The organism is Caballeronia sp. AZ1_KS37 (assembly GCF_023631165.1).
GTDB classification, from domain to species: domain Bacteria; phylum Pseudomonadota; class Gammaproteobacteria; order Burkholderiales; family Burkholderiaceae; genus Caballeronia; species Caballeronia zhejiangensis.
Map to the genome: position 1 here is coordinate 22891 of NZ_JALQDP010000028.1, position 11777 is coordinate 34667.

The window sequence follows — 11777 nt, forward strand, 5'->3', positions numbered from 1 at the left end:
TCCACCGTTACAACGTGAAGCGCCGCGTGACAGGCACGCGGCGCGATGCTTCATCCGCTGCGCTCGATTATGCGCCGCGGTTAGGTCATCGACTTGAACGTGCTCGTATATGCCGCCGCGTAACCATAACTGCGGCGATTGCTCGGGCGTCGCGGAATCGCGTTGAAGACCGAGCCGACGAGCCTGCCGCCCGAACGCTGCACCTTCTTCACGGTTTCCTCGATCTCTTCCTCGCTCTGGATGCCGGAGCGCAGCACGAGCACGGTCGAACCCGCATCGCTCGCCACGATCGCCGCGTCGGTGACGACGAGGAACGGCGGCGTATCGACGATCACGAGGTCGAACTGATCGCTCATGCGCGCGAGCATGTTGCGGAAGCCCGGCATCATCAAAAGTTCGGAAGGATTCTCCGGATAGCCGCCGCACGACATGAACGACAGTCCCGGCACGCCGACATAACGGATCGCATCGCCGAGCGCGAGTTCGCCCTTCAGCACTTCCGAGAGACCGCCCGGATTCGACTGCTTGAAGAACGATGCGATGTGGCCGCGCCGCATGTCGCCGTCGATCAGCAGCACGCGCAGGCCGATTTCCGCGAGCAGCACCGAAAGATTCGCCGCGACGAAGCTCTTGCCCGCGGACGGAATCGGGCCCGTCAGCATCACGATATTGTTCGGCGCATTGGCGAGATCGCGATACAGCTCGGTACGCACCGCACGCAGCGCCTCGACGGCCGGATCGTGCGGGAAGCGCGTCGCCAGCACGCGGGCGTCGCGGTCCGTGTCGGCGACGTGCGGCATCGCGAACGCGTCGTGCTCTGGCAGATGAATATGCGGCAACGCCTTCGGCGCGCCGCCGTCCTGCGCGCCGGAGTAGGTGAGCGGCGCGTGCTCCACGGGCGATACCGCAATCTCGTGATCGAGCATCGCCTGCTGACGGCTATACAGCACTTCGCCCAGTACCGGCACCGAAAGACGGCGCTCGACGAACATCGGATCGGTCACACCGATCATCGCGTGGCGGCGCAGGAAGATGAAGAACGTGCCGATGAAAAAGCCGAGACCCGTGCCCGCGGCGATCACGAGCGCCTTGTTCGGTTTCACCGGACGATACGGACGCAGCGCGTTATCGACGATATGCGCGCCGCCGCTCGTGCTTGCGCGGCGCACGGACAGCTCTTGCGCCTTGTTCACCATCCCCATGTAGATGGTTTCGGCCACGCGCGCATCGCGCGTGAGCGTCGCGTTCTGGCGCTCGGACGAGGGCATGCTGTCGAAGCGCTGCTGAATCTGCTTGTTCGATGCTTCGAGCTCCGCGATCTGCTGATCGAGATTGACGACTTGCGGGCTGGTGGGCTGGAAACGCTGCAAGAGTTGCGTGCGTTGCAGCTTGAGCGTCGCGAGTTGCTGCATCGACGTGATGCTGCCTTGCAGATAGGCCTGCGCTTCGTTGAGCGGCGTCACCGATTGCGACTTCGAACGGAACGCGCTCAAGTTGCTTTCCGCGCGACGCAGATCGCTTTCGAGGCGCGGCAATTCTCCGCGAATGAATTCGAGCGTCTTCGTGTCGTTGGCCTGACGCGCGTGCACGGCTGCCGTCAGATACGCCTGGCCGAGCGCGTTCGCGACATCGGCGGTCAGCGCGGGATCGTCGGCGTTGAACGTGATCTGCACGACGCCCGTGTCTTTCGCGGACTCGGCGACCTTCATCGTCTTCTTCATCATCGCGATCGCGTCGAGCGTGTTGAGGCGCGTCACGTCGAAGTGCACGCCCGGATGACCGAGCGCGCTATTGACGAGAATGGACACGCCGTTCGCCGATGCCGGACGACCGATCGTGCCACGCACGAGCACCGCGCCGTCGGGGTCGCGGAGTTCGTACTGGTTGTTGTCGAGCAGAACGAAGTCGAGCTTCTGGTCTTCGAGCGAAGGCGGCACATCGAGGCGGCCGATCTGCAGCGACTCGCCGCCCCATCCGTACGAATCCATGCCGAACCATGCCGGGGAGAGATGTCCCTTCTTCGCGAACAACGAAGCGATCTGACCGAGCACCGGGAACGTGTCCGGCTTGACCTTGATGTCGAAGTGGAACTGTTTCACGACCGGTTCGAGCACGGAGCGGCTCTGCATCACGGAGATTTCCGCGGGCGCGAGCTGCGTGGCCGTGGGTTGAGCCTGCTGCATCTGCGCCTGGTTTTGCGGCGCGATGCCGAGCGCGTTCGGATCAGGTGGATCGACCCGCACCACGACATCCGACGAATAGATGGGCGTGGCAAGAAACGCATAGGCGGTCGCGAGCGCGGCCGTGATCCCGATGAACAGGAACAGCATGCCAAGGTGATCGCGCAGGAGCCTGAGCATGTCGCCCGCGGTGAATTCGCCGTCGTCCTTGCCAGGGCGCGAGGATCCGGAGTTGACATAGAGGGTGTTCAATGGCGCGTCCTCAGTTCGATAAGTCGATAAGTTGAGCGTTGTTTCCCGGGCCGAGAAAAAACAGAAAGCCCGCGCGACATGTCCGCGGTACGTCTTACGTGTTATTTGATCCGGCGCAGGGCCGTCGGAACTTCCAGACAGACTAAAGACGCGAAAGGCTCTTAAAAGCGGGCGAAGCGCGCGATGCTTCGAGTTCGCGTGACGAAGCGCGTTGGCTCGTCGGAGTGCGATATTCCTTGGAAGCACACTCCGTGCCTCAGAACCGCGTCTCGGGATTCGGCGGATGAAACTCGCGAAGCCCTACGAATCGCTTGCTGTAAAACGATACGTTGAGTCCGGAAAAAACGGTGCTGAGTCTATCTTCCGGACACAAACTGCATGCGTCTGTTATGTAGCGAACGTTGCGGGCGTTATAAGCGTGGGGTCGCCGGTTGCGCAAGCCCATTTTCACGCGATAATCGCAAGTTCCGCCCATACTTCATTCGTAACACGAATAGATTGCGGTTTCATGGCATCGGATTGGCCTTGATGAAGTCGCGCACCGTATTGAAGCGCGATTTGCGCGTTTTACCGTCATCGTGGATCACGCCGTAGTTGCCATCGCCGCCAAAGCGCTGATCGTCGTATAGCTCGTACAACGTCACGTTCTGGATGTTGTAGGTCTTCGCGAGCGACACGAATCCCTTCAATGCGTCCTTGCCGATGAGATAGCCCCCCGGGTCCGCGTGCGTGGGCCGCACGCCGTACTCGGTGATCCAGATCGGCTTGCCATAACTGTCGCGCAGGCGTTCGAGCACGTTGACCTTCTTGTCGCCCGCCGCCGTGATCGAACCCATGTTCGAATACCAATGCCATGCAGTGATATCCCACTGCGGAATCGGATGGCCGCGCGAGCCGTCGGGCTGCGTGCCCGCATACAGCATGTCCGTGAAGCCGTAATGCAGCCAGCTGAACGATGTCAGCAGGATCTTCGCGTCGGGATTCGTCTCACGTATGCCTTTGATCAGACCGAGGATCGAGCCGCGCGCCTTCATGAACATCGCGTTGTCGTAGTCCTGCGGATGCTCGCCGCTGCGATCCGAGCCGAGTATCGACCAGTTGTCGTATTCGTTGCCGACCTGGTAGTACGTTACGAGTCCCTTCAGCACGCTTCCCGCCGTCTTGCCGAGCGCATAGCCGCGCTCGAAAGTTTCCTGCTCGTTCGCGCGCTTTTCCGGCTCGAAGGGCGTGACGAGCGCGAGTACGCCGATGCATTGCTTCGCCGCCGCGCGCGCGAAATCCGCCACCATATGCGCGCTTCGTTCACTCGATACATCCTGCGCATACATCGTGACGCCGAGATCGCGGAGCTGTGAAATCTGCAAGTCGTAATCGCTCGTGCCGTAGGCGCCGTGATGTTCCAGATGTCCCGCGATGCCGTAGAACACACCCGTCGATCCGTTTCCGCACGCGATCCTGGGCGTCGCGCTGCTCGCGGCGTCCGCCTTGTGGGTTGTCGAGTGCTTGCTGGAATAGGCGTCGGACGTGCCGCTGCGCGCATAGATCAGAACGGATGCGCAGCACAGCGCACCGAAGAGCGAGACGGCAGCCACCAGAGTTCGCATCGACATTCGGCCCTCATGTAAGCGCGCGCCGTGCTTCGGCGGGCGCGTGGGAATGATGTGACGTCGTTGCCATCATGGCTTGTCGATGAACTGCATCAGCAAGCGGGCGCTTTCCGTCCACCGGAAGCGCTCGGCATGCGCGAGGCCGCGACGTCTCAGGTCTTCGCTCAGTTCAGGCGAATCCAGCAGCTCGCGCAACTTGTTCGAAATGTCTTCGACCGAGTACGGGTCGCAATAGATCGATGCATCGCCGCACGTTTCCGGCAATGCGGCCGCGCGTCCGACGAGTGTCGGGCAACCGTTGCGCATGGCTTCGAGCGGCGGAATGCCAAAGCCTTCGTAGATTGAAGGATAGAGGAAGCACGCCGCATTCTGGTAGAGCGCCCGCAGTTTTTCGTCGCTGACATAGCCCGCCTGCTTGATGTTCGGCGCGCTCGACAGATCGTGCGCCTTGCCGAAGATCGCGGCGTTCTTCATGCCGACGATCACGAGATCGATCGACGGATCGCTCAGACGCATGAACGCCTCGACGAGGCGCTTGAAGTTCTTCGTCGGATTCATGCTGCTCACGGCGAGCACGTAACGCCGCTTCGTGAGCTTGAGCTCGTCGATCACCGAAAGATCGGGCGTGATGTGATCGAGGTGATCGGCCGCGAGCGGCACCACGCCGATACGCTCCGCCGGCACGCCGACATGATGCGCGAGCCGGTCGCGCGAGAACTTCGAATTCGTCAGCACGCAGCTCGACGTGCGCGCGAGAATCCAGAACATCACGTGATACCAGGTGCGAAACTTCCACGAAAAATGCGCGGGCGTATCGAACACCGCGGCATCGTGCATGTAGATGATCTGGTTCGGGCGGAAGATGGAACCCGAGTTCGAAAGATTCACGATACGCGAGCGCCCCGCGAAGAGCGGCAGGACGATCTGCTCCCAGAAGACGCCCTTGCCGAAGCCGAGCTTGACGGTCTGAACGCCTTGCACGGGATCGAGTCCGTCCTGCGGCGGCACCGCGAGCGTCACATGCGAGCCTTGCGGCAACTTTCCTAGCGCGGCGACGAGTTCGCGCGCGACGCGTTGCACACCGGTGGTCTTCTGGCTCGTGAAGCGGCCGTTATAGACGAGCTTGTTCGTGGCGATTGTCGTATCCATGTGCAGGGCGTCAGAACTGTGAATCGGAGCTGGTTTCATACGATGCAACCTCGTTCGCGCCGAGCGGTTCGCGCGTGGGCTTGTCGGAGCCGAACTCGTACATCGAAAGCCATTGACGGAAGATCGCGTCCATCGAGAAGCGCTTGCTTGCGGATGCTCTCGCTGCGGCCCCCATGCGTGCGCGCAACGACGGGTCATCGCGCAACATCGCGATGTACTTCGCCATATCCTCCATGTTCGATGCAACGAAGCCGGTCACGCCGTGCTGCACGACATCGCGATTGCCGACCACATCGGTGACGACGGCGGGAATGCCCGCGACCTGCGCCTCGATGAGTGCGATAGGCATGCCTTCCCACCGCGACGTCTGCACATAGATATCGAGCCCAGCCGTGAGTTCGAGCGCCCGATCGCGCGTGACCCAGCCGCTGCACGCGACGGCATCCTTGGGCGTGTCGGCGGGCAATTCGGTTTCGTTGCCGCCGATCCACAGGAAGCGCACCGAAGGGTTGGACAACTCGCTCGCGAGCTTCACGAACGCTTCATGGTTCTTTTGAAACATCGCACGGCCGCTCATGCCGATGACGATGCCGCCCGCGTTCGTGTCGACGCGCGGCGGAATCTCCGGAACGTTCACGCCGTTTTCGATCATGCGGGCACGTCGCGCATGCATCTTCGTTTCGATCTCCGAGAGCTCGCTTTTCGAACACGCGACGATGGTGCCGCCGAGCTTCGCGGCGATGCGCTCGAAGCTCAGATAAGCAAACTGCTTCGCGGGCGACACGTCGCGGCGCAGGAACGCGAGACCGTGCGGCGAATAGAACACGCGTGCGCGCGGCGCGGCGATGCGCGCGGCCGCGCGTCCGAGAACGCCCGCCTTCGACGAATGCAGATGGATCACCGATGGATCGCACTCCTTCAACTTGCGGACGAGGCTCCAGAGACTCGTCAGGTCATTCTTCACGCTCACTTCGCGGAACATGCTGACGTAGGTTAGCTTTACTGCCGGATGGAAGAGCTTGGCGAAATTATTGGGTGTTTCTTGCCGGATCGAATGAAGGATCGTTACGCCGACGCCAGCGGCCGCCGCGCGATTGGAAAGCTGCGTCAGCATGGACAGTACACCGCCGCCGAAGGCTTCGGTGATATGGACGATCTCTTTCATATTCAACTCTTCGAATGGCGTTGCGCCGAGCGCCCGCGGCGATACGCAATGAGAAGGAATGGTCTAGTCGTTATGGAAAAATGACGTGATACGTTCACGCAGGGCGAACGCATCCGAAGCGGCGGTTCATGGCCACTTCGAGGAACGCGTCAAAAAGCCGGGATATGCGTGGCGAGTACTAATCGCACGATTTAAATACGCGTCCGAAAAGCACACACGAGATCCGGCATAGCATTACTCGTTCCTTGCGCACGGGGATGCCAAGAGCCCCGTCAAGCCTGATGACAAGCCTGGATTTACCTGCCGCAAGCTCCCGGACCAATCAGCTTTGGTCGGATGGGCGCCCCGATGTCGGTCTTTTTTGGAAACATCGTGAAGTCAGCGAAATCGTGCTGACGAATACGGAAAATAAAGCTTATTTGGCGGCCGCAGCATTCTGCTGAGCTATCGCCGTCTCGCAAATCTGCAGAAGGATCTGCAGATCCTTGAGCGGTACCGCGACCGACTGCATGCGCAGGCTCTCGGCCTGATCGGCCAGCCTTTGTACATGCTCGACCGACATTTCTTCTGTTTCCATTCTGCAGGCTCTCTTAATTAAATGCTGCTCATACCATTAAGATAACGACTCGACCTGCATAGGTCGGTTCGTTGACTCACATACTTAAATGCAACTTTGGAGTAGAGCGCAAGTCGAAAGCATCCGCTGCGCTCTTCGGGTGCAAAACAAAGCTTTGTTAAAGCGCGTGATTCGATAAATGCGTTACCAATTAGAATCACTTGTTACTGTTTTTAACACGCCAGTTTCACATTTATGGAAAAGCGAATATGCAGCCTGGGAAAGCTTATTAGCTACGACGTATTTCCCGATAGGGTTCACGTCGTTTCAGACCCGGCACTTCCTCCCGCGATCGGGCGCTGACGCTTGAGCAACGGCACGCCTTGCAGATGCAGCGTGAAGGCCATGGCCGCAGCAACCAGCGTCTCGACGATCAGCACCGTAGCCGCCGCGCCCTGCTCGCCGAAGAGCTTCGCCAGCACGGCAAGCAAGCTGAAATTCAGTACCGCGGAGGCCATCAGCACGCGGCTGAACTGTGCCTTCATGCCGAGCGGCAGCATCGTCTGAACACCGAACAGATCCGTCAGGCCGACCATCAACGGCACGAATGCCATCCAGCGCAACACCTCTACGGTAGGCAAGAACTTCGGCCCATACAAGAGTTTTACTGCAAGCGGCGCGCCGAAGAAGATGCACACCGAGATCAGCGACACGATCAGGCCTTGCACGACGAACATCTTGCGCAGGAATGCAAACGCATCATCCTTTGCGTGATGCATGAGAAAGCTCACGCGCGGATAGGCTGCGGTCTTGAGCGGCTGAAGCATGTTCAACGCGGCACGGATCAGCTTGTCGGCCGCGGCGAAATAACCTGCTGCAACATTACCCGAAATAAATGTCAGGAGCACGATGTTGCTCGATGCATAGATGTCGACGATCGACGTCGCCATGAATACGCTCCATCCGTCCTTCAGACGAACGACGATGGTACGGAGCGACACGCGCACGAAGTCGAGCTCGCGCCGCAGATAAAGGTACGTGCAAATTGCGATGCCCGACAGCAGCGGCACCAGAGCATTGACGGCCATCGCCTTATGGACGTCGTCATGCTCGCGCACGAAGAGATACATCGCAGGAATGCTGAGGGCACGTCCGATGAATACGAACAGGCTCAACATGCCGAGATCTTCGATGCCCTGAAAGTACCACGTCGGAATTAACATTGCACCGACTGCCTGACCATAGCCGATGAGAAGCAACTCGCGGTTCTCTTGCAGATAAGGTACGACCGACGTCAGCGCGATGACAACGAAGAAGCCAGCCAATGCAAGCGCGGCCTGCGTGACGATGGTTTCCCAGAACAGCTTCGAGCGCATTTCGCGGCTCTGACGATTGATCGAGATCTTCGGCGTCGCGGTCAGCGAAAAGCTGTAATTGGTGATTGAGATGAAGTATGCGGTGAAGGCGAGGCCGAACGAAAGGCGTCCGTATTCGCTGGGGCCGAGGACGCGCGCGAGCCATGGCAGCGTCAGCAACGGTGCGAGGTATGTGGATACCTGCAGCGTCATCAATATCGTGAAGTTCTTTCGAAATGAAGCCATTGAACGGTTTTTCCCCGGCTTTAGCGCAGCTTGATCTTATGACTATGACGCAGGGCTACGAACCCTGCATGCTCGCCCGTTACGGGCGGGCCATTGCGTGACAACGCATGAAGCGATTAGTTTCGCTCGTACGTATTGCCGTCAATGCGGCGCGGGCCAAAGAGGTCTGCGCACTTGTGCCTTGGCCTGGCATCAAGCGCGCTGAAGTTGAACGAAATGCGCCGGTTCCGGACCGTCGTACACTTCCGGAGAGTGCGCTGTCTGTGCGACAGAAGCTATTTAACAAGGAAAACCCGTATTTGTCAGTGGGTTTGCACACGTAACACGATGATCGGATGCGATCGTTCGATTGAAATTTTCGCGAAGTGCTGGTAAGCGAAAGGCGCGTGAACCACGTGGCCTTCCCTTCCGACACATGACGTGTCGCAATAGTTCGCCGATAGCATCTTGTGCGAGCGTCGAATGAAAACGCATGCGCATGATGCCGAATCGGTCGTGCACGCGAATTGCTGCGAGCGGCGCAGCGGAGCGCGTTGCGCACCGCTGCCGCAGGCGTGGTAGGCGCTCACATATAATGACTTGCAAGGTTTCTCGCGCGTCCTCGTTCGTCAGGCCAATACGCGCACTGCCACTACGCATCCAGCTTCCGCGACATCAACCGCAACACCGATACACCAAGGATCCACAACCGTGACAACGTCATTTTCCAGTACGGTCGAACCCGAAGGCGACAAGTCCTTCGATGCGGCCGTCGCAGGAAACGACGGCGTGCTGGTGCTCGACGCCGCCCAGCGATGCCTCTCCGCCGACTCCGTTCTCGCTCATCTCTTCGATCTTGATCCCGCCGCGCTGAACGGCCGCGCACTCGCCGAGACGCCGTTGCCGCGTCCGCTCACTGCGGTGCTCGCCGAGGCTGCCGATGCCGCGCTCGCAGGCAACGGCACGCGTCGCGCGCATGTGAGCTTCGGCGAAGACGACGCGCCGCGCGCCTTCTCGATCATCGCGCTGCCGGGCCCGGATTGCGTGACGCTGATCGTATCGCCGGCGAACGCGCCGGACGGCGAGCCCAGCGCAAAGGATCGCATCGCGCATCTGCGAGCCGAGGCTGCGCTTTTCATGCGCGATCATGTGCTGTCGGTCGTATCGCACGATTTGCGCGGCCCGCTCAACGCAATTCATAGCTGGGGTTATGTGCTGGAGCGCAAGGTCGACGCCAACGATGCCGCCGCGCAGCGCGCGCTCGCGGGCATTCGCTCGGGCGTCGAGCAACAGGTGAAGCTCATCGAGCAATCGGTCGATACGACGCGCGCCGAGACCAAGGCGCTACAGGTCGCGCTCGCGCCGGTCGCGTTGCGACCACTTCTGGAAAAGAGCGCGGCGCTCGCGCGTGCCGGCGTCGCGCGCGCACGTGACGTGACGATCGACATCGATTCGCCGCTCGCGGAAGAACAAGTCGAAGGCGATGCCGAACGTCTGTTGCAGACGCTCTGGCTCATGCTCGCGTTCGCCGCCGAAGCGAGTCCCGCGGGCGCGACGGTGCGTGTGTCGAGCAACGTCGAGGGCAGCATGTGGCGCACGGACGTGCAATTCACGGCATCGGCACAGGCGCTCGGCGATACGGCCTCACCGCATGTGTTAGAAGCGTTCGCGCGGCGTCAGGCGCTCGAGCCGCGCGAAGGCGGACGCATCGCATGGGGCCTCGCATTGTGCAAGCGCGTGTCGGAGGCGCATGGCGGCGCGTTCGAGCACAGCGATATCGCCGACAACGCCGAAGTGACGTTATCGGTGCGCGTGCCGGTCGCGGGCATGTAATTGACTTTCGATCAGCTGTCACCCATATACTGACGCTTTCCACTTTCGAAGAGAGTTGCTTTGGCTCAGGTTGTCGCGCTGATCGGCGCATTGTTGCTCGTCGCGTTGAATGGTTTCTTCGTCGCGGCGGAGTTCGGGCTCGTCAAGCTGCGGGCCACGCGCGTCAAGGCGTTGGCACGCACTAATGGCTTGCCTGGCCGACTGCTCGCAAAGGTGCACGGGCAGCTCGACGCTTATCTTTCCGCATGTCAGCTCGGCATCACGCTGGCATCGCTCGGACTCGGCTGGATCGGTGAGCCCGCGTTCGCGGCGCTGCTTCATCCGCTCTTTGCACTGCTCGGCGTCGAGTCGGAGAAGCTGATCGACTCGATCTCGCTCTTCTTCGCGTTCTCCGTCATTTCGTTCCTGCATATCGTCGTTGGCGAACTGGCGCCGAAGTCGTGGGCCATCCGTCGCGCGGAACAGGTGGGCCTGTGGCTTGCCACGCCGCTATATGGCTTTTACTGGCTGATGTATCCGTTCATCTGGGTGCTGAATACGAGCGCGAACTTCGTGCTGCGTCTTTTCGGCATTTCGGCCGAACATGGTCACGACGCGCATTACTCCACGGACGAGCTCAAGCTGATCCTGCGCGGGCGCCGTCATGGCGGCGGCTCCTCGTATAACGAGGACGAGTGGAATACGATCGCGCATTCGCTCGATTTCAGCCGCATGACGGTGTCGGATCTGATGCGTCCGGCGCACGAGCTGGTCGGCTTGCGCAATGATCTGCCGATGCGCGACAACCTCGCCGTGATCGCGCGGCATCGTTTCTCGCGCTATCCGCTTTTCGCCGATGCGTCGGGCGAGCGCGTGATCGGCATGATCCATCTGAAGGACCTTCTGCTTTCAGGCGATGGCGGCGCGCGTGGCATCCACTTCAACTTTTCGAAGGATGCGGTCGGGAAGATCGACAAGCTTTCGCGTCATGTGCGGCCGGTGCAGTACGTTGCGCCGAATCTGTCGGCGCTCGAGTTGTTTCGGCGCTTTCGCAAGGGCGCGCCGCATCTGGCGATCGTTGGGCGCAAGGGCGCGAAGCCTATCGGTTTCATCACGCTCGATAACCTGCTTGGCGCGCTCGTGGGGCAGATTCACGACGAGTTTCGTCAGGGCGATGCCGATTGGTCGCGCATGGATGACGGCACGTTGATGGGCAAGGGCAGCTTGCCGGTTGTTTCGCTCGAGCGCGCGTTGGGGATCGATATCGATGAAGGACGCGCGGAGTCGGTTGGCGGGCTCGTAATCAATGCTTTGGGCGATTTGCCCAGTGAAGGGCAGCGGGTGGAGTTCGATCGGTTCGATATCGTGGTGAAGAAGATGAAGGGGCCGAGGATTGTGCTGGTTCGGGTGTATCCGCGGGAGGAGGCGCTTGAGGAAGCGGAATGACCTTTTTGGGGTTTTCTTCGCTTTCGCTAG

General features: G+C 60.5%; 8 protein-coding genes. 2 read left to right on the plus strand and 6 right to left on the minus strand.

Going from position 1 to position 11777, the window contains the following annotated elements:
* Positions 1-80: 80 nt before the first annotated feature.
* From NCS00_RS14775 to NCS00_RS14800, 6 genes are all read right to left on the minus strand, one after another.
* Positions 81-2432: a polysaccharide biosynthesis tyrosine autokinase gene (locus NCS00_RS14775; RefSeq protein WP_008354028.1), complete on the minus strand. Its 2352-nt coding sequence runs from the start codon at positions 2430-2432 to the stop codon at positions 81-83.
* 506 nt (positions 2433-2938) lie between these two features.
* The gene (locus NCS00_RS14780) at positions 2939-4042 is read right to left on the minus strand and encodes a glycosyl hydrolase (protein ID WP_250440373.1); all 1104 of its coding nucleotides are present in this window, start codon (positions 4040-4042) and stop codon (positions 2939-2941) included.
* Positions 4043-4108: 66 nt separating this feature from the next.
* On the minus strand, positions 4109-5188 hold the full coding sequence (locus tag NCS00_RS14785) for a glycosyltransferase family 4 protein (protein ID WP_250440374.1): 1080 nt from the start codon (positions 5186-5188) through the stop codon (positions 4109-4111).
* A 10-nt stretch (positions 5189-5198) separates the two neighbouring features.
* Positions 5199-6353, minus strand: a complete 1155-nt coding sequence (locus tag NCS00_RS14790; protein ID WP_250440375.1) for a glycosyltransferase — start codon at positions 6351-6353, stop codon at positions 5199-5201.
* Between the two features lie 415 nt (positions 6354-6768).
* Positions 6769-6930, minus strand: coding sequence for a hypothetical protein (locus NCS00_RS14795; protein WP_160297408.1), 162 nt, complete (start codon positions 6928-6930; stop codon positions 6769-6771).
* Positions 6931-7226: 296 nt separating this feature from the next.
* The gene (locus tag NCS00_RS14800) at positions 7227-8510 is read right to left on the minus strand and encodes a flippase (protein WP_033536876.1); all 1284 of its coding nucleotides are present in this window, start codon (positions 8508-8510) and stop codon (positions 7227-7229) included.
* A gap of 690 nt (positions 8511-9200) precedes the next feature.
* Between NCS00_RS14800 and NCS00_RS14805 the strand changes: the two genes are divergently transcribed.
* Both NCS00_RS14805 and NCS00_RS14810 read left to right on the plus strand, forming a co-directional pair.
* A complete protein-coding gene (locus NCS00_RS14805) occupies positions 9201-10322 on the plus strand; it encodes a sensor histidine kinase (protein ID WP_250440376.1) in 1122 nt (373 codons plus the stop codon).
* A 60-nt stretch (positions 10323-10382) separates the two neighbouring features.
* On the plus strand, positions 10383-11747 hold the full coding sequence (locus NCS00_RS14810) for a hemolysin family protein (RefSeq protein ID WP_008354020.1): 1365 nt from the start codon (positions 10383-10385) through the stop codon (positions 11745-11747).
* The last annotated feature ends 30 nt before the right edge of the window (positions 11748-11777 follow it).